22 protein-coding genes and 1 pseudogene are annotated in these 26,855 nt (G+C 71.9%); 11 read left to right on the top strand and 12 right to left on the bottom strand.

The window, feature by feature from the left end:
* Window positions 1-56: 56 nt before the first annotated feature.
* Both AB0368_RS12440 and AB0368_RS12435 read right to left on the bottom strand, forming a co-directional pair.
* Entirely contained in the window at window positions 57-1,418 is a 1,362-nt protein-coding gene (locus AB0368_RS12440; RefSeq protein WP_366153931.1) for a hypothetical protein, read from the bottom strand.
* An 8-nt stretch (window positions 1,419-1,426) separates the two neighbouring features.
* Window positions 1,427-2,053 carry a DUF4126 domain-containing protein gene (locus AB0368_RS12435; protein WP_366153930.1) on the bottom strand — a complete coding sequence of 209 codons (627 nt, stop codon included), beginning with the start codon at window positions 2,051-2,053 and terminating at the stop codon, window positions 1,427-1,429.
* A 58-nt stretch (window positions 2,054-2,111) separates the two neighbouring features.
* On the opposite strand from AB0368_RS12435, the gene nucS reads away from it, so the two are divergent.
* Window positions 2,112-2,771 (top strand): endonuclease NucS, encoded by a 660-nt coding sequence (gene nucS / locus AB0368_RS12430; RefSeq protein ID WP_366153929.1) that lies wholly within the window; start codon window positions 2,112-2,114, stop codon window positions 2,769-2,771.
* Between the two features lie 649 nt (window positions 2,772-3,420).
* Here the strand turns inward: nucS and AB0368_RS12425 are convergent.
* Genes AB0368_RS12425 through AB0368_RS12415 form a run of 3 tightly spaced genes read right to left on the bottom strand, consistent with a single transcriptional unit; the run spans window position 3,421 to window position 7,074 of the window.
* Window positions 3,421-4,923 carry a DUF6297 family protein gene (locus AB0368_RS12425; RefSeq protein ID WP_366153928.1) on the bottom strand — a complete coding sequence of 501 codons (1,503 nt, stop codon included), beginning with the start codon at window positions 4,921-4,923 and terminating at the stop codon, window positions 3,421-3,423.
* Window positions 4,920-5,558, bottom strand: a complete 639-nt coding sequence (locus AB0368_RS12420) for an ATP-binding cassette domain-containing protein (RefSeq protein WP_366153927.1) — start codon at window positions 5,556-5,558, stop codon at window positions 4,920-4,922. Before AB0368_RS12420 ends, AB0368_RS12425 begins: the two co-directional genes overlap by 4 nt.
* Before the next feature lie 22 nt (window positions 5,559-5,580).
* Window positions 5,581-7,074 (bottom strand): aldehyde dehydrogenase family protein, encoded by a 1,494-nt coding sequence (locus tag AB0368_RS12415; protein ID WP_366153926.1) that lies wholly within the window; start codon window positions 7,072-7,074, stop codon window positions 5,581-5,583.
* Window positions 7,075-7,175: 101 nt separating this feature from the next.
* On the opposite strand from AB0368_RS12415, the gene AB0368_RS12410 reads away from it, so the two are divergent.
* Together AB0368_RS12410 and AB0368_RS12405 are read left to right on the top strand one after the other, a co-directional pair.
* Window positions 7,176-7,457 carry a hypothetical protein gene (locus tag AB0368_RS12410; RefSeq protein ID WP_366154178.1) on the top strand — a complete coding sequence of 94 codons (282 nt, stop codon included), beginning with the start codon at window positions 7,176-7,178 and terminating at the stop codon, window positions 7,455-7,457.
* Window positions 7,458-7,468: 11 nt separating this feature from the next.
* Window positions 7,469-8,272 carry an alpha/beta hydrolase gene (locus AB0368_RS12405; RefSeq protein WP_366153925.1) on the top strand — a complete coding sequence of 268 codons (804 nt, stop codon included), beginning with the start codon at window positions 7,469-7,471 and terminating at the stop codon, window positions 8,270-8,272.
* A gap of 2 nt (window positions 8,273-8,274) precedes the next feature.
* Here AB0368_RS12405 and AB0368_RS12400 read toward each other — a convergent pair whose 3' ends face one another.
* From AB0368_RS12400 to AB0368_RS12390, 3 genes are all read right to left on the bottom strand, one after another.
* On the bottom strand, window positions 8,275-9,393 hold the full coding sequence (locus AB0368_RS12400) for a substrate-binding domain-containing protein (RefSeq protein ID WP_366153924.1): 1,119 nt from the start codon (window positions 9,391-9,393) through the stop codon (window positions 8,275-8,277).
* 96 nt (window positions 9,394-9,489) lie between these two features.
* The gene (locus tag AB0368_RS12395; RefSeq protein WP_366153923.1) at window positions 9,490-11,049 is read right to left on the bottom strand and encodes a GGDEF domain-containing protein; all 1,560 of its coding nucleotides are present in this window, start codon (window positions 11,047-11,049) and stop codon (window positions 9,490-9,492) included.
* A gap of 70 nt (window positions 11,050-11,119) precedes the next feature.
* Complete coding sequence (locus AB0368_RS12390) at window positions 11,120-12,301, bottom strand: NAD(P)/FAD-dependent oxidoreductase (protein ID WP_366153922.1); 1,182 nt, start codon at window positions 12,299-12,301, stop codon at window positions 11,120-11,122.
* 54 nt (window positions 12,302-12,355) lie between these two features.
* Between AB0368_RS12390 and AB0368_RS12385 the strand changes: the two genes are divergently transcribed.
* Window positions 12,356-12,955 carry a PadR family transcriptional regulator gene (locus AB0368_RS12385; RefSeq protein ID WP_366153921.1) on the top strand — a complete coding sequence of 200 codons (600 nt, stop codon included), beginning with the start codon at window positions 12,356-12,358 and terminating at the stop codon, window positions 12,953-12,955.
* Here the strand turns inward: AB0368_RS12385 and meaB are convergent.
* Both meaB and AB0368_RS12375 read right to left on the bottom strand, forming a co-directional pair.
* On the bottom strand, window positions 12,926-13,891 hold the full coding sequence (gene meaB / locus AB0368_RS12380) for a methylmalonyl Co-A mutase-associated GTPase MeaB (protein WP_366153920.1): 966 nt from the start codon (window positions 13,889-13,891) through the stop codon (window positions 12,926-12,928). The two genes, AB0368_RS12385 and meaB, sit on opposite strands and share 30 nt — an antisense overlap.
* A 28-nt stretch (window positions 13,892-13,919) precedes the next feature.
* Window positions 13,920-15,104: an acetyl-CoA C-acetyltransferase gene (locus AB0368_RS12375; protein ID WP_366153919.1), complete on the bottom strand. Its 1,185-nt coding sequence runs from the start codon at window positions 15,102-15,104 to the stop codon at window positions 13,920-13,922.
* A 159-nt stretch (window positions 15,105-15,263) separates the two neighbouring features.
* Here AB0368_RS12375 and mce point away from each other — a divergent pair, with 159 nt between their 5' ends.
* From mce to AB0368_RS12355, 4 genes are all read left to right on the top strand, one after another.
* Window positions 15,264-15,698, top strand: a complete 435-nt coding sequence (gene mce / locus AB0368_RS12370; protein ID WP_366154177.1) for a methylmalonyl-CoA epimerase — start codon at window positions 15,264-15,266, stop codon at window positions 15,696-15,698.
* Between the two features lie 280 nt (window positions 15,699-15,978).
* Window positions 15,979-17,283, top strand: a complete 1,305-nt coding sequence (locus AB0368_RS12365) for a DivIVA domain-containing protein (protein WP_366153918.1) — start codon at window positions 15,979-15,981, stop codon at window positions 17,281-17,283.
* Between the two features lie 224 nt (window positions 17,284-17,507).
* Entirely contained in the window at window positions 17,508-19,100 is a 1,593-nt protein-coding gene (locus AB0368_RS12360) for a Laminin subunit beta-1 (protein WP_366154176.1), read from the top strand.
* 229 nt (window positions 19,101-19,329) lie between these two features.
* Window positions 19,330-20,562, top strand: coding sequence for an AI-2E family transporter (locus AB0368_RS12355; protein WP_366153917.1), 1,233 nt, complete (start codon window positions 19,330-19,332; stop codon window positions 20,560-20,562).
* Here the strand turns inward: AB0368_RS12355 and AB0368_RS12350 are convergent.
* Both AB0368_RS12350 and AB0368_RS12345 read right to left on the bottom strand, forming a co-directional pair.
* Window positions 20,522-21,139 (bottom strand): Pr6Pr family membrane protein, encoded by a 618-nt coding sequence (locus AB0368_RS12350; protein ID WP_366153916.1) that lies wholly within the window; start codon window positions 21,137-21,139, stop codon window positions 20,522-20,524. The two genes, AB0368_RS12355 and AB0368_RS12350, sit on opposite strands and share 41 nt — an antisense overlap.
* Window positions 21,140-21,161: 22 nt before the next feature.
* Window positions 21,162-22,715, bottom strand: a complete 1,554-nt coding sequence (locus AB0368_RS12345; RefSeq protein WP_366153915.1) for a M4 family metallopeptidase — start codon at window positions 22,713-22,715, stop codon at window positions 21,162-21,164.
* 145 nt (window positions 22,716-22,860) lie between these two features.
* On the opposite strand from AB0368_RS12345, the gene AB0368_RS12340 reads away from it, so the two are divergent.
* The 3 genes and pseudogenes from AB0368_RS12340 to AB0368_RS12330 form a co-directional block, all read left to right on the top strand.
* Complete coding sequence (locus AB0368_RS12340; protein ID WP_366153914.1) at window positions 22,861-24,534, top strand: methylmalonyl-CoA mutase family protein; 1,674 nt, start codon at window positions 22,861-22,863, stop codon at window positions 24,532-24,534.
* A 103-nt stretch (window positions 24,535-24,637) separates the two neighbouring features.
* Window positions 24,638-25,573, top strand: a complete 936-nt coding sequence (locus AB0368_RS12335) for a tetratricopeptide repeat protein (protein WP_366153913.1) — start codon at window positions 24,638-24,640, stop codon at window positions 25,571-25,573.
* A gap of 19 nt (window positions 25,574-25,592) precedes the next feature.
* Window positions 25,593-26,486: pseudogene (locus tag AB0368_RS12330) on the top strand (arginase family protein); the annotation flags it as partial.
* Window positions 26,487-26,855: the final 369 nt, after the last annotated feature.

Raw genomic sequence — 26,855 nt, 5'->3', positions numbered from 1 at the left:
ATTAACTGTTTTAGGGTGGTTGCCGACTTTATGGGCGGCGTGTCGGATCCGAATGGTCACCGGCTCGGGCGGGCCGCGGCGGGACGGCCGGCACCGGCTCGGGTCAACCACCGGGGGTCCGTGCTGAGGAGATCACGCCACAGCCGGGCGGCCACCAGGTCCGCGCCCTCGGCCGTCCAGCGGCGCAGGGTGCTGCGCGGCACGTGGCGGCGGAACCAGTCCACGGCCCGGCGGGCGTCCCGATTCAGGCCCTCGGTCTGCGGCGAACGGTCGTACGGCCGGAGCCCCAGCACGCAGCAGTAGTGGAGCGCGTTGTAGAACCGCCACTCGTCGGTGATGCCGAACCCGGCCGCGGGCCGCAGCTTGGCGACGTGCTCCGCCAGCACCGCCCGCAACTCGGCCACCCGGACCAGCGGCTGCTCCGCCACGCCCGGACCGCGCGCGTCCAGCCGCCGGTCCACCGTGGGCAGGTCGACGAGCGGATTGCGCAGCAACCGGCCGATGTCGCCGAAGTCGTCGAGGGCCCGCCGGGTCAGCCGGCGGAACTCGTCCTCGTCCATCGCGATCATCCGGTGCCGCTCCCGCCGGCGGGGGAGCGCCTCGGCCGCCAGCAGCAACGCGGAGCGGTCCTTCCGCAGCCGCTCGTCCTGGAGGAACGCCAGCCGGTCCAGCCCGGCCCGCAGCGGCACGGCCAGGCCGGCCGCCCCCAGCACCACCGCCACCAGCACGAACTGCAGCACGGTGACCGTACGCAGCCCCGGGGCGGCGAGCATGGTCAGCGCGGCCGGCCCGCCGCAGAGCAGCGTCGCCGCCACCGCGGTGACCAGGGACCGGCGCAGGTCGGGCACCAGCCGCTCGCCCGCCTCCGTCGCGTCCGCCACGGCCACCAGGAAACCGAGCAACAGCAGGTCGAGGCCGATGGCGGCGAGCACGAGCTCCGCCGACCCGAGGTCGATCGGGGCCAGCACGACGATCAGGCCGGCCGCGTACAGCGCGGCGGCGACGGCCAGGGCGGTCGGCAGGGAGCTCGGCCGGACCTTGTCGCGGTAGCGCAGCAGCAGCACCGTCGCCCCGGCCAGCGGCGCCAGGGCGACCAGCTTGCCGACCCCGGGCAGCAGCGCGGTGAGCACGAGGAACAGCGCCGACGCGTAGGCCCAGCCGCGGTTGACCTGCTGCCGCTCCGGCACGTCCCGCGGCAGCAGTCCCGCCGCCACGCCCGACCAGCACAGGGCCGGGACGCAGAGCAGCACCCTCGCCGCCGGGGACGCCGGGGCGATGCTCCAGGCAGCCACCGCGGCGGCGTACGACCCGAGGGCGCCGGCGGCTCGCCACAGGACGACGCGGGCCGGATCACGGGCGACGAGGTAGCACCCCAGCCACCAGGTCAGGGCGAAAACGGGTACGGCGATCGCGGGCACCGGGGCAGTCAACCAAAGAGTCGTTGCGTACCGACACCCTCTTGCGGCCGCCGTTCCCTCCTGCGCCGCCGGCGCCGCCTGATCACCCACACCGCGCCGGCCACGAGCAGCAGCAGCCCGAGCAGGACCAGAACCGGCAACAGGATCGCCAGCAGCGACAGAACGACGCTGGTGAAGTCCTCCGCCGTGCTGGCGACCGGGGCACCGATGCCGGCGGTGGAAGCGTTCACCACCGGCCGCGAAGCCGCCTTGACGCCGTGCACGCACAATGCGATCACCACACCGGCGGCGACGGGCACCCACTGATGCGATCCGAAGAAGGAGCCGGGGTCCGCCACGGTGACCGTCTCGGACGACGACCCGGCCCCGAACGCCAGGCCCCCCGCGGTCGGCCGGACAACGGTCTGCACGACGTCGTTCACGTGGTCGACGACGGGCACCTTGTCGGCGACCACCTCGACCGCGAGCAGCACCGCGAGGATGACCAGCACCCACCCGTTCGAGAGCCACTGCCAGCCGCCGGGCAGATCGATCGTGTCGGTGTACCGGTCGAGCAGACCCATCGTGAGCAGGGGGATGTAGGCGTTCAGCCCGGCGGACGCCGCCAGGCCCGTACCGGTGAGGGCTTCGAGCACGATCTCAGCATGGCACCGCCGCGCTCGCCCCGCCGGAGGCGGAGGCTACCCTCGTGCGGTGCGTCTGGTCATCGCGAAGTGCTCCGTGGACTATGTCGGCCGTCTCTCCGCCCATCTCCCCCCGGCGGTACGCCTGCTGATGGTCAAGGCCGACGGGTCGGTGTCGATCCACGCCGACGACCGCGCCTACAAGCCGCTCAACTGGATGAGCCCGCCCTGCAAGCTCCAGGAGGCACCGGGCGTCTGGAAGGTGGTCAACAAGGCCGGTGAGGAACTGCGGATCACCCTCGAGGAGATCTTCCAGGACACCTCGTACGACCTGGGCGTCGACCCGGGCCTGGTCAAGGACGGCGTCGAGGCCCACCTCCAGGAACTCCTGGCCGCCCACCCGGAGACCTTCGGCGAGGGCTGGTGCCTCGTCCGCCGCGAATACATGACGGCCATCGGCCCGGTCGACCTGCTCTGCCGCGACGCGGCCGGCGGCGCCGTGGCGGTCGAGATCAAGCGCCGCGGCGAGATCGACGGGGTGGAGCAGCTCACCCGCTATCTGGAGCTGATGAACCGGGACCCGCTGCTGGCCCCGGTGAAGGGCGTGTTCGCGGCCCAGGAGATCAAGCCGCAGGCCCGGGTGCTGGCCACCGACCGCGGCATCCGCTGCGTCGTCGTCGACTACGACAAGCTGCGCGGCATGGACCGCAACGAACTCACCCTGTTCTGAGCGCCGACACCAAATCGTTTACAATCGCTTGCTCGGAATGCCTGCTATCGGGTCGAGCTTCTGAGTACCCGGATACCAACGAGCGCGATCTCGTCGACAGGCACGAAATAGATATTTGCGGTGCCGTCCTTCTGGACGGCTTCCTCGACCAAGATTCCGGCAACCTCCTCGCAGTACCCCAAGGCAGAATCCTTGCTCCGATGTACCATGCCGGCCAAATTGCCGCTCAGTGACTTCCCGGAGGTTCCTGACCGAGTGGTGACGGTGACAGGCTGACCTCTGAGCGCAACCCAAAAGGACGTGTCCCGGGTCGACTCATTGACTATCGAGTCGACGCCCGGACCATTTACGAATCTATCAATCCAGCCCATCGCTCATGTTCCTGCCTTCTCTTGCTGGGCATCCTCGGGTCGAGACCGATCCTTTGCTGCCATGATGCCCGGTCGGCGCCACGACCATCGACGTCCTTCACCCATTTGGAGTACGCCGACGTTCATAACTGCCAGACACACGCTGTGCTGAGCCATTCAGGGAACGGAACGGCTGCTGACTGCAGAAGGAAGGAAAAACGCGGTGCGAAAATGATTCTTGCTGCTTGCAAATTACCGGGTGGACGCCGGCACGCTTGCTCCTCGCATGTCACGGCCTATCAGACGGACTTGCTCAGCTCCACGCGGTCCGGCTCCGTCGTGCCGCTGAGGTAGGCCCGGGCGCCGAAGACTCCCACGGCCGCCTGGACCGTGACGCCCGTCCAGCTCAGCGGGTCTCCCCGGGCGATCTGTACCAGGGTCGGCAGGCCGAGCAGCAGGACGTCGAAGCCGGCGAACGCCGCGATCAGCGGGCCCGTCGACACCGAGCCCATCGGCGTGTCCATCGACAGCAGCGAGTTGTCCACGAAGCCGGTGCGCGCCTTGCGGACCGCCGCCGCCGCACCCACCGGGCCCAGGCCGAGGCCGAGCGCCCACCACGGGCCCGCGGGCAGGTCGCCGAGGACGCGCAGCAGGGTCAGCGCGGCGGCGTACCAGAGGGCGGCCACAACGCCGGGGATCCAGAGGCGTTGCAGGATCGCCGTGCGGGAGCTCAGTCCCAGCATCCGCAGCATCCACGGGTTGCCCGCGTCGGTGCGCAGGCTCGCCGTGGTGACCCCGCCCGCGTACAGGCCGCCGGCGAGGACCGCCACGGCGAGGATCCAGCGCGGCGCGTGTCCCAGCAGAGCCGGCAGCGTGGTGGCGCCGGCGAGCCACAGCAGGCGTCGCGGGCGGCGGCGGAGCATGAGCAGGTCCTGCGCGGTCAGGACGGGAAGGCGCGCCGACAGGCGGCGGGACCGGAGTCGGCGGCGGGCCCAGTAGCGCCGTTCCACCATCTCGGTCACGAAGGACGGTTCCACGCCGAAGGCCGAGTCGGCGAGTGTTCCCGCGGTCTTCGACGCCTCGAGAATGCGGTCGTGAGGTGTCCGCTCCAGCCGGTGAACGGCGGCGAGCCAGAACGCCGCCGTGAGCACGGTGAGCGCGGTCATGCTCGCGGTGACGACCGCGGTCGAGGGCCGGCCGGCGGACATCGGGACGGCGGCCCCGGCCGAGTCCGCGACCAGGGCGGCCAGGCCGGCGGCCAGCAGCAGGTACGCCACGTCGTCCGAACGGGCCGACCACCAGCGGTCCGCCTGCGCGCCCAGCGCCACCAGGAGCAGGATGCCGCCGACCAGGGCGCCGAACGCGGGCAGGCGGGCCGCCGCGTCCGGCAGCGGGCGGGAGACCGTGTGGCCCAGGATCGCGAAGCCGCCGAGAGCGCCCGCCGCGGCCGCGCCGACCGTTGCCCACCCCAGGGAGGGCAGCAGCAGACGGCGGCGGCTGACCGGGGCGGTGAGCAGCCAGGACGCGGCCGGGCGGCTGAGCCCGAGCGGGCCGAGGCGGCGCAGGACGAGGTAGAGGCCGCCGGTGAGGGCCAGCGCCAGGCCGGTGCCGGCCAGCGCCGAGGCGTGCGGTGAGCCGGGCCAGAAGACGGCCGCCAGCTGCTCGTGCACCATGCCGCCGACGATCACGACGAAGAGCAGCGCGAAGTAGAAGTTGCCGAGCGTCTCGCCGCGTTCCTTGTGGGCCGACTGCGTGCGGCGTACCCAGCGGCGGACGCCGACGACGCTGACCGCGGTGGTCATGCGGTGACCAGGTCCGCCATGCCGGTCACGGCGGTTCCGGCCGCCGCCGCGAAGGAGTCGTCGTGGCTGGCCATCAGGATCGTGCCGCCGTCCTCCCGGTACGCGGCCAGCAGCGCCGCCACCGCCGTACGGGCCTCCGGGTCGAGGCGCTGCTCGGGCTCGTCGAGGACCATCAGCCGGCTCGGCCGCAGCAGGGCCAGGGCGAGGGTGAGCCGCTGCTTCTGACCCGACGACATCGAGGGCGGAATAGCGTCCGCGTGCGAGGCGATGCCGAAGCGGTCGAGGGCGTCGTCCACTCCGGCATCCGCGGGGTCGAGGCCGTGCGCGCGGCACACCAGCTCGGCGTGCTCGCGCGCGGTCAGGCCCGGATACCAGGTCGGCGGCTCCACGGTGGTCACGACGGCCCGCCAGAACTCCGGAGTGGCGCCCGGCAGGCCGCCGAAGACCTCGATCTCGCCCGCGTCGGGCCGTTGCAGGCCGGCGATGCAGCGCAGCAGCGTGGACTTGCCGATGCCGTTCTCGCCGGTGATGCAGACGCCGGCGCCGACCGGCACGGTCAGGTCGACGTCCACCAGCACCGGCGTCGAGCCGTAACTGACCGACAGGCCGCGGACGTCGATCGCGGGTTGATCCACCGGTTGACGCTAACAAATGGGTTCAGGGGCGGCGGCCGTACAGGAGCTTCAGCGCTTTGACGATGCGTTGCACCTGGGCCGGGGTGCGCTCGAAGGTCATCGCCGGCAGCAGCGAGGGCGCCCGGCGCACAGTGATCGCCTTGGCGATGCCGAACTCCCGCAGCCCGTCCTCGCCGTGGATCCGGCCGAAGCCGGAGTCGCCGACGCCGCCGAACGGCAGGGTGGCCATGCCGACGAAGCTCAGCGTCGAGTTGACCGCCACCATGCCGGTGCGGAGCCGCCGGGCGATCCGGACCGCGTTGGCCTTGCCGAAGACCGCACCGCCCAGCCCGTACGGCAGAGCGTTGGCCTTCTCCACCGCCTCGTTCGCATCCGCGACCTTGGTGATCGTCATCGTCGGCCCGAACGTCTCCTCCCTGATAGCGGCAGAATCTTCCGGTACGTCCACGAGCACGGTCGGCGCCACGTACGGCGGCTGCACCCCGTCCGCCCCGCCGAGCACCGCCCTGCCGCCCCTCGCCAGCGCGTCGTCGATGTGCCGCCGGACCACGTCGAGCTGGCCGGGCATGGTCATCGGGCCGATGTCCTCGCCGACCTTGAGCTTGCCGGCCTTGGCCACCACGGCCTCGACGAAAGCGTCGTAGACGGGCGCCACGGCGTACACGCGCTCGATGCCGATGCAGGTCTGCCCGGCGTTGGTCATGGCCCCCCAGACGGCGGCCTCGGCCGCCGCGGAGACGTCCGCGTCGGCGTCGACGATCAGCGCGTCCTTGCCGCCGGCCTCGATGAGGACGGGCGTGAGCGTCTCCGCGCAGGCGGCCATGACCTTCTTGCCGGTGGCGGTCGAGCCGGTGAAGGCCAGCTTGCCGATGCCGGAGCGGCAGAGCAGGGCGCCGACGTCGCCGAGGCCGTGCACGGCCTGCAGCACCGGCTGCTCGGGTACGACCTCCGCGAACGTGTCGACCAGCCACTGGCCCACCGCGGGCGTGTACTCGCTGGGCTTGAGCACGACGGCGTTGCCCGCGGCGAGCGCGCCGGAGATCGGGCCCAGCGGCGTGAGGATGGGGTAGTTCCACGGGCCGATGACGCCGATGACGCCGTACGGCTGGTACTCGAGGTGGCCGGCGTGCTCGGCCACCAGCAGGCGCGACTTGACCCGGCGCGGCCCGAGGACCCGCTTGGCGTTGCGGGCCGCCCAGTCGGTGTGCTCGATCGCGGCGCTGGCCTCGACGATCGCGTCGGCGACCGGCTTGCCGGTCTCGGTGTGGGTGAGCGCGGCCAGCTCCTCGATCCGCTCGGCGAGCAGCGCCCGCCACCGCAGCATGCGGTTCTTGCGCTCGTCGAAGCCGAGCCCGGCCCACCAGGCGCCGGCCGTGCGGGCCCGCTCGACCGCGGCGGTCACGGCGGCGGCGTCGGCGACCGGCAGCCGGCCGGCCTCCGCCCCGGTCGCAGGGCTGGTCGAGATGAGGACGCCGTCCTCGACCACGGGCATTCCGGGGGTACGCGTAGCCGTCATGAACGTGAGTTTAGGTCGCGTCGGGGGTGCTGTGGCCCACACGTAGGCTGGATATTGTGAGTCCCCGCCGTAACCGTCCCCGACGCGATGCGCCGTCCGCCATGCCGGACGAGCGGGTTCGCAAGGGTGTCGAGGGGGTCCAGCAGTATCAGGACGGCGAGTGGATGGTGCGCTCGATCTTCGGCGGGGCCGCGGTCAAGACCTACCGGTGCCCCGGCTGTGTCCAGGACATCCAGCCCGGCGTCGCGCACGTCGTGGCGTGGCCGGCCGATGATCGTGGCGACGCGTCCGACCGCCGTCACTGGCACACCGGCTGCTGGCGCGCCCGTGACCGCCGTGGCCCGGCAGTAGAGCGCTCGCGCAACGCACCCCGCTATGGGTAAGGATCATGGACGTGACCAACCAGATTCGCGCGAATTCCGTCCTGCCGGCTCGCCGTGAGGACATCGACCTGCAGACCGCCGACGGGCTGACGCTCGTCGGGGAGCTGGCCCGGCCGCTCGACCGCGACCCGGTCGCGACGCTGGTCTGCCTGCACCCGCTGCCCACCCACGGCGGCATGATGGACAGCCATGTCTTCCGCAAGGCGGCCTGGCGGCTGCCCGCGCTGGCCGGCATCGCGGTGCTGCGCTTCAACACCCGTGGCACGTCGAGCGTCCGCGGCACCAGCCAGGGCGCCTTCTCGTCGGCGGTCGACGAGAAGTACGACGTGGCCGCCGCGATCGAGTACGCGGAGTTCGCCGACCTGCCGAACGTCTGGCTGCTCGGCTGGTCCTTCGGCACCGACCTGACCCTCATGCACGGGCTGGACCCGGCCGTCGCGGGCGCGATCCTGCTGTCGCCGCCGCTGCGCTTCTCCGGGCCGGAACACCTGGCGGCCTGGGCGGAGTCCGGTAAGCCGGTGACCGCCCTCGTCCCGGAGTTCGACGACTACCTGCGCCCGGACGCGGCGGTCGAGCGCTTCCGGGCGATCCCGCAGGCCGAGGTGGTCGGCGTCCCCGGCGCCAAGCACCTGTGGGTGGGGGACGCCGAGACGGTCCTGGACGAGATCGTGCGCCGGGTGGCCCCGGACGTGTCGGTGCCGCTGCCGCGCGAGTGGGACGGGCCGATCGAGTCCGGTGACATGAACGCGTACGCGGACCGCACGGTCGCCGCCTTCGCGGACGTCCCCGTCCCGAAGCCGCTTGCCGACTCGTAGGGCTACTTGATGCCGTTCTGGGTGCAGAGCGGCGCGAAACGGCCCGCGCAGACCGCCTTCTTCTCGACGAAGCCGTCCGCGATCACCGAGTTGACGTCCTTCAGGAAGATCGGCTTCGGCGCCAGCAGCACCGCCGGGACGTAGGAGCCCGACTCGGGGTCCTTCACCCGGTCGTCCTCGCCGAGCTTGGGCTGCTCGCCCTTGTACAGCTTGATGGCCAGGGCGGCGGCCGCGTCGGCCTCCTGCTTGATCTGCTTGTAGACGGTCATGCACTGGTCGCCGGCGAGGATGTTCTGCAGGCCCTGCACGGTGGCGTCCTGGCCGGTGACCGGGACCTTGCCGTTCATCTTGTCCTGCTTGAGGACCGAGATGGCCGCGTTGGCCAGGCCGTCGTTCGCCGCGAGCACCCCGTTGATCTTCTTGCCGGTCTGGCTCCACATCTCGCGGAAGACCACGGCGGCCTCGTCGTTGTCCCAGTCGGCGATCGACTGGTCGGGGCCTTTGAGGTACAGGCCGTCGTCGTACCGGGGCTGCAGGACCGACTCGTAGCCCGCCTTGAACAGGGTGGCGTTGTTGTCGGTCGGCGAGCCGTTGAGGTCGGCGATCAGCGGAGTTGCGTAGCGCTTCTCCTTGAGGCACTGCACCAGGCCGTTGCCCTGGAGCTTGCCGACCGCCTCGTTGTCGAAGCTCACGTAGTAGTCCGCGCCGCCGTTGAGCGTCAGCCGGTCGTAGTCGACGGTCTTGATCCCGGCCGCCTTGGCCTTGTCGAGGACGACCTTGCCGGTGGCGGAGTCGAGGTTGACGGTCATGAGCACCCGGACGCCGCCCGCGATCATGCTGTCGGCGATGCGCTGGAACTGGGCCTTGTCGCCCTCGGCGTTCTGGATGTCGACCGGCACCTCCGCCGCGTCGAAGGCCGCCTTCAGCAGCTTCGGGTCGTCGGTGCCCCACCGCTGCGAGGTGGTGGTGTCGGGAAGGATGACGCCCACCTTGCCGCTGCCCGCCGCGCGGACGCCGCCGGCGGGGGAGCTGCCGGTGTCACCCTTGTCGTCGGTGCAGGCGGACATGCCGCAGAGGGCTATCAGGCCGACCGCGGCAAGGACGGACAACTTCGTGCGCATCGCGTGTTCCTCCAGGCCAGAGGGCGGCAAGGCTACCAGGCAGGTCCGTTGCGCCACCCTGGCAAACGAGCCACGCAACGACCAGCAAGGTCGTGGCTACACAAGGTCACTGTCGATCAGGGGCCGGTGGCGGTTCTTGGCCGCGTACATCGCCATGTCGGCCTCGTGCAGCAGACTGTCCGGGTTGTGCACCCCGTGCCTTCCGGTGGCCATGCCGATACTCGCGCGCAGCGGCACCTCCGTGCCGGCGAGGCGGACCGAGCCGCTCAGTGCCCGCGCCAGGCCGTCCGCCACCTCGGCCCGCCGATCGGCGGACGACCCGTCCACCAGTACGGCGAATTCGTCGCCGCCGAGCCGCGCGACCGTCTCGCCGTCGCGTACGCAGTCCCGCAGGCGCTGCCCGACCTCGATGAGCAGTTGGTCGCCGGTGGCGTGGCCGTACCTGTCGTTGACCGGCTTGAAGTCGTCGAGGTCGATGAGGAAGACCGTGACCGGGCCGGCGGCGAGGGCGTCCTGGAGCCGCTGCATGAACAGGCCGCGGTTGGCGAGTTTGGTGAGCCCGTCGTAGAAGGCCAGCTCGGTGAGCTGTGCGGCCAGCTCGTCGCGCTCCCGCAGCAGTTCGGCGACGTGCCGGAAGGCGGCCACCTGACGGCCGATCACCAGCACGGTCGTGGTCATCGCGCCGATCGCGATGACCCAGCCGCGGCCGGAGAGCCCGTCGACCGCCAGGACCATGATCGCGAGGGCCCAGACCGCGGCCAGCGCGCCGTACGGGAGCAGGCTGTACGGCCGCTTCGCCTCGCGCCGGCCGGACGCCGGGGCGGCCCGGACGTCGCGCTCCTGCACCCGGGCGCCGATGGCGATGAGGGCGCTGGTCAGCACGTTGGCCGCGAACATCCAGGACCTCGTGGGCGGCTCGACGTACAGGGGAACGGGGACGGCCTGGAACACCGCCTGCAGCACGGCCGCCGCGCCGCTGAGGATGCCGGCAGTACGGGTGAACGGCGACGAGCCGCTCAGGATGACCTTGAGGACCGCGAAGATGACCACCAGGAACAGGCCGGGCTGGACCAGCAGGCTGACCGTCGCCTCCAGGGCCCAGGCAGCGTCGTGCGGGCCAGACGGCAGGTCGGCGATCCACAGCCCGTAGGTGACCGCGGCGGCCATCAGGGTCGCGACGTCGATGCGCATCCGGAGCCGTTCGGCCCCACCCATGTCGTCCATGGGATGGCGGAGCATGCCGGCGACGAGCAGGATCATGCTCACTGCGATCGACGCGATCTGGGCGTCCGTGCCGACGATCGACTCGGGGGCGAGCGGGTCCCGGACCACCGTCCAGAGCTGGATGATGTTGCCCAGCACCAGCACGGCCCCGGCGACCGCGAAGTACCGCCATGTCCTGCCGCGGGCCCGGGTGCGCGCCGCGGCGGCAGGCGTGGCCGCCGGGCCGGAGCGGATGAACCGGGCGACCCGCCGGCTGGACCGGACGAAGCTGCCTTGCACCACGATCAGGAGCGTCCAGAACGAGAACACCTGGGCGGTGACCGGAAAGCGGCCCGACCCGAAGCCGAGGATCGCGGCGAGCACGAGGACGATCAGGCCCGCGGTCAGCGGATCGGCGCGCCGCGAAGGGTGCGCTGCCTGCCGCCGATTCATCGGTACCTCGCTCCCGAGTTGCTACCTAACGAGAACCACCATCGGCGGGCGGAGCACCGGGTTGAGCAATTCACGCGACCCGATGCTCGAGGATCCAGGCCTGCGGGTCGCCGTTGCGATGGAGCATCCGCATCACCACGGGCATCATCGCGTCGCGGATCCGGGCGCCGACCGGGCCCGCGGTCTTGGTCGAGCTGCTGCGCCGGCCGTACGCCACCACCTTCTCCACCCGCTTGCGCCGCGCGGCCTCGTACGCGGCGAGCGCGGCGGGCATGTCGGTGGTGCGGGCGAGGCAGCGGCCGAGGGTGACCGCGTCCTCGATCGCCATCGAGGCGCCCTGCCCGGACGACGGCGAGACGGCGTGAGCGGCGTCACCGACCAGCACGATGCGGTCGCTGTGCCACACCGGCAGCCGGGGCACATCCCAGGTGTTCCACGGGCCGATCACCTCTGTGCTCGCCTCGATCAGCGCGGCCGCCGGGAACGCCTCACCGGCGAGCAGCTCGAGAAGGTGGGCCCGCCACCGGTCCGGCGTGAACTCGCCCGGTTCGGCCGGCGTACGGCGGGGCGGGTTCGCGAACCACCACACGGAGCCGTCGGGAGCGGCCGCCCAGCCGAAGAACGCCCGGCGCCCGAACGCCATCTGCATGACTCCCAGGGCGGGCCGCAGCGCCGGATCGACCGGGCCCGCGGTGAACCCACCGGCGTTGAGCAGGCCGAGGTAGCGAGGGGCGGGCGCGGCGGGGTCGAGCGCCCGGCGGGTCCGCGAGTGCAGTCCGTCGGCGCCGACGAGCAGGTCCGCGCCTGCCGAGGTGCTGTCGGCGAACCGTACGGACACTCCCGGCCCGTCGGTGGCGGCGTGGACCAGGCGCTTGCCGTAGGCCACCGGGATGCCCCGCCGCTCGGCCTCGGTCCGCAGCGCGGCATAGAGGTCGGCCCGGCGGATCGTCGTCGTGGTGGTGCCGTCGGGCAGTGGTCCGCCCAGGGGGAGCTCGGCGAGCGGCTGTCCGCTCGCGCCCCGCAGCACCATCCGCGGCGTCGGGAAGCCGGCGGCCAGCAGCACGCCGGGGTCGAGGCCGAGGTCGCGCAGGGCGTTGAGGCCGTTGACCGCCAGGGTGACGAACGCGCCGCGCTCGTCGGCGCCGCGTTCGTGCGCCTCGTGGACCACCGGCGCGAACCCGCCGTCGTGCAGGGCGATGGCGGCGACCGTACCGGCGATGCCGCCGCCCGCGATGATAACGCTTCTAGTCATGAAATGACTATGCATCTTATGACTATGAATCGGCAAGCCCTTAGGGTGTGGGTCATGACCAACGCATCGCCGCGCCGCTCCCCGCTGGCGATGGTCCTGCTGGCGCTGCTCGCCGAGGCGCCCATGCACCCGTACCGGATGCAGCAGATGATCAAGGAGCGCGGGCAGGACCAGCTGGTCAACGTCGCCCAGCGCAACAGCGTCTACCAGGCCCTGGACCGGCTGGTCCGGGACGGGCTCGCCCGGCCCGGCGGCACGGCGCGCGAGGCGGGACGGCCGGAGCGGACGGTCTACGAGATCACCGAGGAAGGCGCGGACACGCTGCGTCGCTGGCTGGTGGACATGCTGCCGACGCCGGCGCGCGAGTTCCCCGAGTTCCCCGTCGCGCTCGCGTTCCTGGCGATCCTCGAGCCGGCGGACGTACGAGCGCTGCTGGAGCGCCGGGTCACGGCCCTCGACGACAAGCTCGCCCGGATCGCCGGGCAGGCGCCGCCGGGCCTGCCCCGGCTGTTCCTCATCGAGGACGAATACCGGGCGGCGATGCTGCGCGCCGAGCTCACCTGGCTGCGCGCGCTGATCGACGACCTGGCCGCCGGGCGGCTGACCTGGGACGAGGCGCTGATCTCAGAGACGCTCGCCGAGTTCGGCCAGTAGGGCGTCGGCCGCCGCGTAGGGGTCGATCCCGCCGTCGGCCACCTGGGACGCGAGCTTGCTGAGCGCCGTACCGTCGTGCAGGTTTCCCATGCGGGCACGCAGCGTGCCCAGGGCGATCGCCTCGACCTCGACGGCGGCCCGCTTCTCCCGGGCAAGGCGCAACGTGCCGGAGCTCTCGAGCCAGTCGCGGTGCTTCCCGATCGCGGCGACCACGTCGTCGATGCCCTCGCCCTTGACGGCGGTCGCGCGCACCACCTGCGGTCGCCAGTCGCCGGGCGCCCGCTCACCCAGGCCGAGCATCCCTTGGATGTCGCGGTAGGTGGCGTCGGCGCCCGGTCGGTCCGCCTTGTTGACCACGAAGACGTCGGCGATCTCCAGGATGCCGGCCTTGACCGCCTGGATGGCGTCGCCCATCCCGGGCGCGAGCAGCACCAGGGTGGTGTCGGCCAGCGAGGCGATCTCCACCTCGGCCTGGCCGACCCCGACGGTCTCGACGAGCACGACGTCACAGCCGGCGCCCTCGAGCACCCGGACCGCCTGCGGCGTGGCCGCGGAGAGCCCGCCGAGCTGGCCGCGGCTGGACATCGACCGGATGTAGACGCCCGGGTCGGTGGTGTGCTCCTGCATCCGGACCCGGTCGCCGAGGATCGCGCCGCCGGTGAACGGGCTGGACGGGTCGACGGCGAGCACGCCCACCCGGTGGCCGGCCCGGCGCAGGGCGCGGACCAGCTCGTTGGTGGTGGTCGACTTGCCCACCCCGGGCGAGCCGGTGAGGCCGACGACCTGGGCGCGGCCCGAATACGGGGCGAGGGCGGCGGCGACCTCGGCGAGCTTCGGGTCGCCGTTCTCGACCATGCTGATCAGCCGGGCCACCGACCGAGGGTCGCCCTCGCGCGCCCGGGCGACCAGCGTCGGCACGTCCCGGCCGGGTCTCATGCTGGGTTGTCCGTCGGCATGCTCTCCATCATGCCCCGGGCACCTTGATGATCAATGCATCGCCCTGCCCGCCGCCGCCGCAGAGGGCCGCCGCGCCGGTGCCGCCGCCGCGGCGCTTCAGCTCGAGCGCCAGGGTCAGCACCAGCCGCGCGCCGGACATGCCGATCGGGTGCCCGAGAGCGATCGCCCCGCCGTTGACGTTGACGATGTCCTCGTTGACCTTGAGCTCCCGCATCGAGTGGATGACCACCTGGGCGAACGCCTCGTTCATCTCGATCAGGTCGAGGTCGCCGACGGACAGGCCGGCCTTGCCGAGCGCGTGCCGGATCGCGTTGGCCGGCTGGGCCTGCAGCGAGTTGTCCGGGCCCGCCACGTTGCCGTGCGCGCCGATCTCGGCCAGCCAGGTCAGGCCCAGCTCCTCGGCCTTGGCCCGGCTCATGACCACGACCGCGGCGGCGCCGTCGGAGATCGGCGAGGCGCTCCCGGCGGTGATGGTGCCGTCCTTGGCGAACGCCGGCCGCAGCTGGCCCAGCGACTCCGCCGTGGCGTCGGGGCGTACGCCCTCGTCGGTGTCGATCATCCCGTCGACGTCGCGCAGGCCCGCCTTGACCGGCACGATCTCCTCGGCGAAGCGACCCTCGCGCTGCGCCGCGGCCGCGCGCTGGTGGCTGAGCGCGGCGAAGGCGTCCTGCTCCGCGCGGGAGATGCCGAGGTTCTCGCCGCTGCGCTCGGTCGACTCGCCCATGGAGACGCCGTCCCACGGGTCCATCAGGCCGTCGTACGCGGTGTGGTCACGGACCAGGATGTCGCCGTACTTCTTGCCCTGGCGCTGGCCCAGCATCAGGTGCGGAGCGTTGGTCATCGACTCCATGCCGCCGGCCACGACGATGTCGAACTCGCCCGCGCGGATCAGCTGGTCGGCCAGGGCGATGGCGTCCAGGCCGGAGAGGCACACCTTGTTGACCGTGACCGCCGGGGTGGTCATCGGGATGCCGGCGGCGACGGCGGCCTGCCGCGCGGTGATCTGCCCGGCGCCCGCCTGGAGCACCTGACCCATGATCACGTACTGCACCTGCTCCGGGCTCACCCCGCCGCGCTCGAGGGCCGCGGAGATCGCGTAGCCGCCGAGGGCGGTCGCCGGGACGCTCTTGAGGTTGCCGAGAAGGCGGCCCATGGGGGTACGGGCGCCGCTGACGATCACCGAACTGGTCACGGATCTTCGCTTTCGACTGGCTACGACGGGGGCGCAGGCGCACAGACAGCGCCCCTCGTGACCCGGCCGCAGCGCCTGAACGATGGTTAGGGTTAGCCTAGCCGGATGAGCGCTACGGGACCCAGCGGGAACAACCGCGAGAATGTCACACTCTCCGACATGGACTCGCTCCCGGCCGTTGGTCTCCTGCGCGTCGACCACGTCGGCATCGCCGTCGCCGACCTCGACGAGGCGCTCGCTTTCTACGAGCGCGCCTTCGGGCTGCGCTGCGTGCATCAGGAGACGAACGAGGATCAGGGCGTACGGGAGGCGATGGTGGCCGCCGAGCCGGACGGCACCGGCGCCCGCATCCAGCTGCTCGCCCCGCTTCGTCCGGATTCCGCGCTCGCCAAGTTCCTCGACCGCAACGGGCCGGGGTTGCAGCAGCTCGCGTACACGGTCCGGGACGTCGAGGAGACCAGTGCCGCGCTGCGCGCCCGGGGACTCCGGCTTCTCTACGACGAGCCGCGGCGCGGTACGGCCGGCTCGCGGATCAACTTCGTTCACCCCAAGGACGCCGGCGGGGTGCTCGTGGAGCTGGTCGAGCCGGCCTGATTCGTACCCCTTGAGGGTGAAACGTCCTGACGCCGCCGCTGCGGACTGGCAGGATCGTCGGCATCGAGGGGCGCCGCGCGGTGCCCCTATGAGACGATCTTCCGGCCCCGTGCTGCACAGCAGGTAGCGGCGCGACAACGCTCCGCTGGCATCGCTCGGACGGCGCCACCCGAACGGCCGACGTACCCCCTCAGCGACCGGGGCGAAGGTGATCTTAGGCCGGAATACCCGGCCCGTACGCTCTTGCGTAGCCCCCTGGGGGGTCTGCCAGTATGTCGCAATGCCCCAGCAGCAGGATGCCAATCTCGCGTTCTTCGAGTCCGCAAATTCACAGCACGACTTCACCGTCGTCCTGCGTGGATACGACCGCGGGCAGGTGGACGCCCACCTCGGCCGGCTGGTCGCCGCCCTGAACCAGTCCGAGCAGGCCCGCGGCGAGGCCGAGCAGCGGATGAACGACGCGCAGCGCCGCCTCCGGCAGGCGGAGCAGCGCCTGAACGCGCTCGAGCAGAAGCTCGCCGACAGCAACAAGCTGCTCGAGGAGAACAACCGGCCGACCCTCTCCGGGCTGGGCACCCGGGTCGAGCAGATCCTGCGGCTGGCTGAGGAACAGGCGAACGACCACCGTAGCGAGGCCAAGCGGGAGTCCGAGGGCATCCTCTCCGCGGCGCGGCTCGAGGCGCGGGAGATCACGGACAAGGCTCGTGCCGAGGCGGCCGCCATGAAGGCGACCGCGGAGCGCGAGGCGGGACAGGTCCGGACGCACGCCGAGCGCGAGTCCGCCGAGGCCCGGGTGCAGGCCCGGCGCGAGGCCGACACGCTGCGCTCCGACGCCGACCGCGAGACCAAGCAGCTGCGTACGGTCACCGCGCACGAGGTCGCCGAGCTCAAGTCGACCGTGGAGCGGGAGGTGGCCTCGCTGCGGGCCACCGCCGAGCGGGAGATCACCCAGTTGCGCGCGAAGGCGGCCCGGGAGGCCGAGGAGAAGCGCGCCGAGGCGACCAAGCTGCTGACCGACGCCCGCGACAAGCGCGACAAGGACCTCCAGGCCCTGGCGCTGGAGATAGCAGAACGCCGCGAGAAGGCCGAGCGCGAGGAGTCCGAGCGGCACGCCGCCCAGGTCAGCGCCACCCAGCGGATGGTGGCCGAGGCCGAGGAGCGGGCCCGCGCCGCGGAGGACCGCGCCAAGGAGATCGAGCAGCGGGCCGAGACCCGCCGGGTCGAGTCCGAGCGCAACGCGGTCGAGATGGTCGAGAAGGCCCGCGCCCACGCCGACAAGATGGTCACCGAGGCCCGCACCGAGTCGCAGCGGCTGCTGATCGAGGCCCGTCAGGAGTCCGAGCTGACCACGCAGGCCGCCAAGCGCGAGGTCGAAGACCTGACCCGGCAGAAGGACCAGGTCACCAACCAGCTCGGCCAGATGCTCTCGGGCCTCTCCGGCCTGGTGCCGACGGTCGGCTCCGCGGCCAAGGCCGCCGAGACCGCGCAGAAGGCCGAGGCCGCCAAGCCCGACGCGCCCGCCCAGCGGGCGCCGGAAGGTGACGCCGAGGCGGACAAGCCCGGGGTGGCCGCGAAGACGAGTTGAGTCTTTCGCCACTCGGACGCCCGGTTGCGCCACCCCGACGGGTGGGCCACGGTTAGAGGACCGGGTGGGCTGTGTGCGAGACCTGTACGGGCCGTGCCGGAGTGCTCCGGTGCGGCCCGATTTGCATCCGCGCGTAGCCTGATCCCAGACAAACTGCAATCAGACGTACCAGTCCTGCCGGGCAGGTGTTTATCCACCCGCTCCGGGACGATACGTATGTGAGGATGGACAGCATGTCGCACGGCGGGGAAATCTTCGGCCTCGGTGGAGAGACGCCTCCGGAGCCCAGCTTCGAGACCGCCCTGCGGGGTTACGAGAAGAAACAGGTCGAGCGGTACGTCGCCCGGGCCGAGACCGAGATCGCCACACTGATCAGCGAGCGGGACAACGCCCAGCTGCAGAACCAGGCGATGATGGGCCAGATCGACCGGCTTCAGCAGGAGCTGGCCCAGGCCCGCCGCCAGCCCGGCATGGGCGCGGAGGTGTCCTTCCGCCACCTCGGCCCCAAGGTCGAGGAGATCCTCGCGAAGGCCGAGGAGGTCGCCGAGGACATCAAGAGCTCCGCCACCGAGGACATCGCCGCGCGGCTCGCCGAGGCCGAGCGCATCCGCGCCGAGGCCGAGGCCCACGCGCACGACGGCATCCGCGACTTCGAGATCGCCCTCGCCGCCCGCCGCGCCGAGGAGGAGAAGGCCGACGTCGCCCGCCGCGCCGGGGTCGAGAAGTCGCTGGCCGCCACCCGCCAGTCGGCCGAGCAGATGCGCGCCGAGGCCGAGTCCACCCTCACCCGGGCCCGCGCCGAGGCCCAGCAGCTCGCCGACCGCACCGCGCAGGAGGTCCAGCGGATCCGCTCCGAGGCGGACGGCTACGCGAAGTCCACCCGCGTGCAGGCCGACCAGGAGATCAAGGCGCTGCGCGACAAGGCGCAGCACGACATCGCGAAGCTGCGCGCCGACACCGACCGCGAGGTGACGGAGCTGCGGGCGAAGATCGAGCGCGAGGTCGGCCAGCGCCGCCAGGAGGTCGTCCAGGAACTCGGCCAGATGCGCACCGCCGTCGAGAAGCAGTGCTCCGACCTGCGCAGCGAGGCCGACAAGTACGCCGAGGAGGTCCTGCGGCGCTCCGACGAGCAGGCCACCGCGGTCCGCAAGGAGATCGCCGGCCAGCAGGACCGGATCGCGGCGGCCGCCCGCGACCTCGAAGCGGCCCAGGCCAAGGCCACCGCGGCGGAGAAGAAGGTCGCCGACACCACCGAGCGCGCGGCGGCCGCAGAGCGCGAGACCGAGCGGGTGCAGCAGCGGCTGGCCGAGGTGCAGCGCGAGCTCGAGACCGAGCTCCAGCGGGTCGCGGAGGCGAAGCGGGCGGGCGAGGCGGCCGAGCGCCACGCCACGGAGGTTCGGCGGCAGGTGCAGCGGGAGGCCAAGCGCGTGGCCGAGCTGGCCTCGGCGGCGGTGCTGGCGGCGGCCGCGTCGCCGGCCGACGACAGCGACCTCGAGGACGAGCCCCCGGCTGTGGCCACCGGGACTGCGCCGGCACCCGGCGGGGCTACCGCCCCTGCCCCTGCGCCCGCACCTGGTGGTTCTACCGGCGGCGGCGCGGCTGCGCCGGCTTCCGGAGCGGTAGCGGCGGGGCAAGGCGGTTCGGGATCGGCGACGGGGACGGCAGCGGTCGCTCCGCAGCCCGCGCCGGGGAAGACGCCGCCGGGGCAGCAGGCGGCGGACAAGTCCCCGGCACCGGGCGGCAGCACCGGCAAGATCACCGCCTCGGCCAAGGTGACGGCCCGGCCCGGCAGCCGCGTCGGCGTCGACGCCGACTGACACCGGCCGTGCCGGCGTCAGCTCGGCCGGCCCCAAGCCGGCGGGTGAACGCCGGCCTCAAGCCGGCGGGTGGACGCTGGCCGCTGATCGCGGCGGGTGCGGGAGCTGGTGTGGATCATCGTCCCGGGTGCGGCACGGCGGGTGGCGGGCATGCGCGCGTACCGATAAATTGCCCGCCGGGATGTCCGGTCGCCGCGGGTGACCTCCCTGTTCGCGCGTGGAGGTAAAGGTGACGGCCGACGAGCCCCGCCCGGACGAGGTGCCCGCCGACCGCGCCGGCTCGCAAGATCCGGCCGCAGCACCCGCGACGGCCGTCGACTCCCCGCCGCCGGACCGCCCGCAGGACGCGACCGCCGTCGTCTCCTCGCCGTCGGACCACCCGGAGGACGCGGCCGAGGAGGCTCACTACAGCGGCGAGTACGGCACGCCCGGCCCGCCGCTGAACCGGCGGAACCCGTTCCTCATCGGGCTGCTCGGCGGGCTCGGGGTGCTGGTCGCGTACGGGATCTTCCTGGGGCTGCGCAACGCCGCCTCGATCCTGGTGCTGATCTTCATCGCGCTGTTCCTGGCCATCGGGCTGAACCCGGCGATCGTGCGGCTGCGCAGCTGGGGGCTGCCGCGCTGGCTGGCCGTCACGGTGATGGCGCTGACCGTCGTGCTGCTGCTCTGCGGCGGTGTCTTCGCGCTGATCCCGCCGCTGGTCACGCAGACCGGGCAGCTGATCGAGAACGTCCCCGGCTTCATCCAGAGCCTGCAACGCAATCAGACGATCAACGAGCTGATCCAGCGGTACGACATCCTGACCAAGGTGCAGGGCGCGATCAGGCCCGGCACGGTGACCAGTGCGCTCGGCGGTGTCGTCGGCGGCGCGAAGCTGCTGTTCGGCACGATCTTCAACGTGCTGACCGTGCTGGTGCTGGTCATCTACTTCATGGCGGCGTTCGACCGGATCAAGGAGGGGGCGTACGCCCTGGTCCCGGCCTCCCGGCGGACCCGGGTGCGGCTGCTGACCGACGAGATCCTCACCAAGGTCGGCGCGTACATGGTGGGCGCCATCGCCATCGCCGTGCTGGCCGGGATCTCCACGTGGGTGCTGGCGCTGATCATCGGGCTCGGGTACCCGTTCGCGCTCGCCGTCGTGGTCGCGGTCTGCGACCTCATCCCGCAGATCGGCGCCACCCTCGGCGCGGTGATCGTGAGCCTGGTGGGTTTCGCCGACTCGCTGACCAACGGGATCGTCTGCCTGGTCTTCTTCATCGTCTACCAGCAGGTGGAGAACTACCTGATCTACCCGAACGTCATGCGGCGCTCGGTGAAGGTCAGCGACGTGGCGGCGGTGACGGCCGCGCTGCTGGGGGTGGGGCTCTTCGGCGTGCTGGGCGCGCTGATCGCGATCCCGATGGTGGCCGCGGTCCAGCTGATCATCCGCGAGGTCGTGAACCCCGGGATGGAACGGCGATAGGCAGCCGGTCGACGGCCACGAACGCCAGCCCGAGCAGCCAGAACGCGACCGCGAAGAAGAGCGTGCTGAACGCCACCCCGCGGTAGCCGAGGTCGTCGACGTCGATGAACGGGTACGGATACGTGTCCGTGATCAGGCCGCGGAGCAGCGCGAAGGCGAGGTAGCCGAGCGGGAACGCCAGCCAGTACGCGGCGTACCGCCAGCGGAAGAGGCGGCGCTCGTCGAGGACCAGCCAGTCCGCGATCGCGATGAGCGGGACGACCGTGTGCAGCAGCTGGTTGCCGATCGCCTCGGCCACCGTGCGGTGCACCGGGCCCATCGAGAAGCCGCTGGCCGGGTTCGCCAGCACGAGGTGGTAGACCAGGCCGGTGATCGACACGTACAGGGTGACGGCGCCCTTGAGCGCGGGCCGGGACGGGCGGTCACGCAAGGCGGTCCAGGCTGCGAAGATGCCGTACGCGACATTGCTCTGGATCGTGAAGTAGGGGAGCAGGCCGGTCACGGTGGCGGGCCCGGCGGCCGTCAGCACCACACCGGCGATGACGGCCACCAGGCCCGCGATCCGCACGATTCTCACGTACGGGAGAGTAACCAGCCGCTCAGCAGGCGGCGTCGGTGCCTGCCACGTTGACCGCGGTCCATGCCTTCTGCACGGCCTTGTACTCGGTGCTGCACCGGCCGTAGAGGTCGGTCGCGGCCGACAGCGTGTACGTGCGCGCCTTCGCGTACGTGGTGCTGGAGGTGAAGTAGGTGGTCAGCGCCCGGTACCAGATCGCCGCCGCCTTGCTGCGCCCGACTCCGGTGACCGCCGGCGCCGAGTTGCAGACCGGCGAGGTGCCGTACGCGGTGGCGCCGGTGCCCTCCGCCAGGTCGAAGAAGAAGTGGTTGCCGACGCCCGAGGAGTAGTGCACGTCGACGTTCTTCGTGCTGGTCGACCAGCAGTTCTGGCTGCCCCGGCCGTCCAGCGACGGGTTGTACATGTAGCGCAGCGGCGTCCCGTTGCCGTTGATGTTGATCTTCTCGCCGATCTGGTAGTCGCCCGCGTCGGTGCTGTTGCCGGCGGAGAACTCGACCATCGTGGCGAAGATGTCCGAGGTCGCCTCGTTGAGGCCGCCGGACTCACCGGAGTAGGTCAGGTTGGCGGTGCGCTCGGTGACGCCGTGCGACATCTCGTGCGCGGCCACGTCCAGGGAGACGAGCGGGTGGGAGTTGCCGGAGCCGTCGCCGTACGTCATCTGCGAGCCGTCCCAGAACGCGTTGACGTACGCGTTGCCGTAGTGCACCCGCGACGGCACGCCGGTGCCGTTGTTGAAGATGCCCCGCCGGCCGAACGTCGAGTTGTAGTAGTCGTACGTCTTGGCGGCGCCGTAGTGCACGTCGACCGCGGCGGACTGGCGGCTGCTGGTGCTGCCCGTACCCCAGACGTTGTCGGCGTCGGTGAACAGCGAGCAGGTGCCGGAGGTCCGGTTGTTCATGTCGCAGGTGGTGCCGTTGCCGTGGGTGGCGTCCTTGAGGCTGTAGCTGCTCGTGGAGGCCTGCGTGGTGTTGATCGTGACCGTGCCGGAGTACAGGCTGCGGCCGCTGCCGGCCGCCGTCTCGACCGTGTCCCAGGAGCTCAGCACCTTGCCGGAGGTGGCGTCGGTGACCACGTGCAGCCGCGACGGCGTCTGGCCGTCCGTGCCGAAGCCCTCGACCACGGTCTCGTACGCCAGCGTGCCGGTGCCCGCCGTCGCGTCGACGACCAGCTCGGGCGGGTTCAGCAGGCTGACCTTGCCGGCGAAGCGCGCCTTCGCGGCGGAGGCGGCCGATGCGGCGCTGCGCTGCGGGGTGGTGCTCAGGCTGAGCGGCGCGGCCAGGCCCACCGACGCGCTGCGCAGGGCCCCGTTCTTCGCACCGTGCAGGATGAAGTCCCCGCCGAGGACGCGCAGACCCCCATAAGTACGGCCATAGCGCACGTGCGTGGTCCCGTCGGCGTCCTTCGTCGTGGCAAGCACGGCGAAAGCGTCGGCGAGGCTCGCCTTGACCGCGGCGCGGTGGGCGGACGGGCTGAGCGGATCAGGCGCCGGGGCCGCGAGCGCGGCCGAGGCGCCGGTACCCGCCAGCACGCCACCCAGCAGGAGGGCGGAGCCGACGGCGGCGAGAGATCGTTTCACTGGGTCTCCTGACCGGTGGGGATCGCGGCGGTTAGCCACGCAGTTATATCTACCGATCGGTAGGAACCACTGTGAAGATCCTGAAAACGTCATAGCTTCGACAGGCCCTTAGCGATCGTTCAGCTTTGCGCATACGATGTGCGCCATGGACGCAGCCGACATCGCCGCCGGTCGCGAGCGCTGGCAGAAGCGCTACGACGACGCCCGCAAACGGGACGCCGACTTCACCACGCTCTCCGGGACGAGCCTCGATCCGGTCTACGGGCCGGCTCCGGGCGACACCGTCACCGACTTCGAGCGGATCGCATGGCCGGGCGAATTCCCGTACACCCGGGGCCTCTATCCCACCGGATACCGCGGGCGGACCTGGACCATCCGGCAGTTCGCGGGGTTCGGCAACGCCCAGCAGACCAACGAGCGCTACAAGATGATCCTGGCCGCCGGCGGCGGCGGGCTGAGCGTGGCGTTCGACATGCCGACGCTGATGGGCCGCGACTCCGACGACCCGCAGTCGCTGGGCGAGGTCGGCCACTGCGGCGTCGCGATCGACTCCGCCGCCGACATGGACGTGCTCTTCGACGGCATCAATCTGCAGGACGTCACGACCAGCATGACGATCTCCGGCCCGGCCGTCCCCGTCTTCGTGATGTACCTCGTCGCGGCCGAGCGGCAGGGCGCCGACCTGAGCAAGCTCGACGGCACGCTGCAGACCGACATCTTCAAGGAGTACATCGCGCAGAAGGAGTGGCTCTTCGCCCCGGAGCCGCACCTGCGCCTGATCGGCGACCTGATGGAGTACTGCGCGCGCGAGATCCCGCGCTACAAGCCGTTGTCGGTCTCCGGCTACCACATCCGCGAGGCCGGCTCGACCGCCGCGCAGGAGCTCGCGTACACGCTCGCCGACGGTTTCGGGTACGTCGAGCTCGGCCTGTCCCGCGGCCTGGACGTCAACACGTTCGCGCCCGGGCTGAGCTTCTTCTTCGACGCGCACGTCGACTTCTTCGAGGAGATCGCCAAGTTCCGCGCCGCCCGCCGCATCTGGGCCCGGCACCTGCGCGACGAGTACGGCGCCACCAGCGAGAAGGCGCTCTGGCTCAAGTTCCACACGCAGACCGCCGGGGTGTCGCTCACCGCGCAGCAGCCGGTGAACAACGTCGTGCGTACGGCCGTCGAGGCCCTCGCTGCGGTGCTCGGCGGCACCAACTCGCTGCACACCAACGCCCTCGACGAGACGCTGGCGCTGCCCACCGACGAATCGGCCGAGATCGCCCTGCGCACCCAGCAGGTGCTCATGGAGGAGACCGGCGTGACCAATGTGGCCGACCCGCTGGGCGGCTCCTGGTACGTCGAGGCGCTCACCGACCGGATCGAGGCGGAAGCCGAGGAGATCTTCGCCCGGATCCGTGACCTCGGCCACGACGGCACGATGACCTCCGGCATCCTGCGCGGCATCGAGGACGGCTGGTTCACCGCCAACATCGCCGAGGCGGCGTTCACCTACCAGCAGGCCCTGGAGAAGAACGAGAAGCGGATCGTCGGGGTCAACGTGCACACCGGCACGGTCGCCAAGGATCTGGAGATCCTCCGGGTCTCGCACGAGGTCGAGGTCGCGCAGAAGCGCGAGCTGGGTGAGCGCAAGGCCGACCGCGATCCGGTACGCGTCCAGCAGGCGCTGACGCGCCTGGTCGAGGCCGCCCGCACCGACGAGAACATGATTCCCGCGATGCTCGACGCCGCCCGGGCCGAGGCGACGCTGGGCGAGATCTGCGGCGTTCTCAAGGACGAGTGGGGCATCTATCGGGAGCCCGCCCGCTTCTGAGGCGTGGCGTGGTGCCGCCCTCCGCCGCCGGGTCTGTGACGTCCGATATCGCCTGCCCGGCGGCGCGGCGGACAGGCCGGACTGCGTGCGAGACTAGATAACCATGAGCGACCCACGGACCACTCCGTCGATCTTCACCCGCGGCGCGGTCGACCTCGGCGCGCTGCGCCCCGCGAGCAAGCCGGCGCCCTCCGGCCCGGCCGCCTCCGGTGCCGGCCCGGCCGAGCCCGAGGCCCCCGCGTTTGCGGCACCCGCGAGCCCGGCCGGCGCCCCCGCCGCGGTGATCGACGTGACCGAAGCAAACTTCCAGACGACGGTGCTGCAGCTGTCCATGTCGACCCCGGTCATCCTCGACTTCTGGGCCGAGTGGTGCGAGCCCTGCAAGCAGCTCTCCCCGGTGCTGGAGAAGCTCGCCGCCGAGGGCGGCGGCAGCTGGGTGCTCGGCAAGGTCGACGTGGACGCCAACCCGCGGCTCGCCCAGGCGCTGCGCGTCCAGGGCATCCCGATGGTGGTCGCCTTGGTCGGCGGGCAGCTCGTGGAGGGCTTCACCGGCGTACTGCCCGAGGTGGAGGTGCGCCGCTACGTCGACGCGGTGCTCAAGGCCGGCGGCGTCCAGGTCGCCGCGCCCGAGGACCCCCGGATGGACGCGGCCGACGACGCCCTGATGAGCGGGGACCTCGACGCGGCCGAGGCGGCGTACAAGAAGATCCTCGCCGAGACACCGCAGGACCACGCCGCCGAGTCGGGCCTCGCCCAGGTGGAGCTCTACCGCCGAGTCACCGGGGTGGACGCGGGCGCCGTGATGGCCCGGGCCGCCGACCCCGACGACCTCGAGGCGCAGCGGCTCGCCGCCGACATCGAGGTCCTCAGCGGACAGGCCCCGGAGGCGTACGAGCGGCTGGTCGCCGCCGTGAAGCGGTCCGCCGGGGACGACCGCGACGCCGTCCGCAAGCACCTGCTGTCGCTGTTCGCCGTCGCAGGCCCGGACGACCCGGCCGTCGCGAGCGCCCGCCGCGCGCTCGCCCGCGCGCTCTTCTAGGCAAGGTACGGGGGGCTCCATGCGCCGCATAGCCGTGCTCGACGCGCCGTCCAACCTCGGTCTGCGCCCGCCGACCGAGACCTCGGTGCCGGGCTGCGCCAAGGCGCCTGGAGCCCTGCGCGACCAGGGCCTGCTGCGCCGGCTCAACGCCCGGGACGCCGGCTGCCTGACGCCGCCGCGCTACGACCCGGGCGACTGGCGCCCCGGCGACGGCGTGTGCCACGCGGCCGAGATCGCGCTCTACTCCCGCCGGCTGGCCGACCGGATCGGCGCGATCATCGACCACGGCGAGTTCCCGGTCGTCCTCGGTGGCGACTGCTCGATCGTGCTCGGCTCGGCGCTGGCGATGCACCGCCTGGGCGAGGCGGTCGGCGGCCGCATCGGGCTCGTCTTCGTCGACGGCCACTCCGACTTCCGCCACCCCGGCAACGCCTCGTACGTCGGCGCGGCCGCGGGGGAGGACCTCGCGCTGGTGACCGGCCGCGGCCAGCCCGACCTGGCGGCGATCGAAGGCCGGCGGCCGTACTACCGCGACATCGACGTGGTCGTGATGGGCATCCGGGCCCAGGACGAATACCGCCTCGACCTCCAGGCGGCCGGCATCGTGACCCGCCCGGTCCCGAGCCTGCGCGTGGAGGGCGCGGCCCGCAGTGCCCAGTGGGCCCGGGAGCAGCTCGTCGACTGCGCGGGCTACTGGGTGCACCTCGACGTGGACGTGCTCGACCCGGCGGTCATGCCCGCGGTGGACGCGCCCGAGCCCGGCGGCATCGCCTTCCCGGAGCTGGAACTGCTGCTGGCCGGCCTCGTCGAGTCGCCGCACTGCCTGGGCGTGGAGATCACCGTCTTCGACCCCGACTACGACCCCGACGGCTCGTACGCGGAGGACATCACGGAGGCGATCGTGGCGGGGCTGAAGTCCGCGCACACGGTGGACGTGCGGCCGGATCTAGTGGCGGCCCGGGCCGACCTGCTCGCTCCGGGTGCGCCGGGCAAGCTCGCCCCGGCCGCCCAGCACGAGGACCGGTTCGTCGCCCGGCGTGCAGCGGCGGCCTCGGCGGACGTTGCCGTGGCGGCGGCCGGTGTCTCGGCCGGTGTCTCATCCGCGGTCGGGGATGCGGAGCAGATCGCGGTGCCGGCCACGACCCTGCTCGCCGTCGAGCAGTCGGCCGCGGTGGACGCTCGGCCCGTGGAGCCGGCGGACGACGACGATCTCTCGGACTCCGGCGGGGAACCGGTCGACGCCGGCATCGAGGCGGTCGAGGGCGAGCCGGTGGATGCCGGT

The organism is Actinoplanes sp. NPDC051475 (assembly GCF_040689425.1).
GTDB lineage: Bacteria > Actinomycetota > Actinomycetes > Mycobacteriales > Micromonosporaceae > Actinoplanes.
Note: the sequence above shows the minus strand (reverse complement) of the source record. Positions and strands in the feature narration are given on the sequence as shown.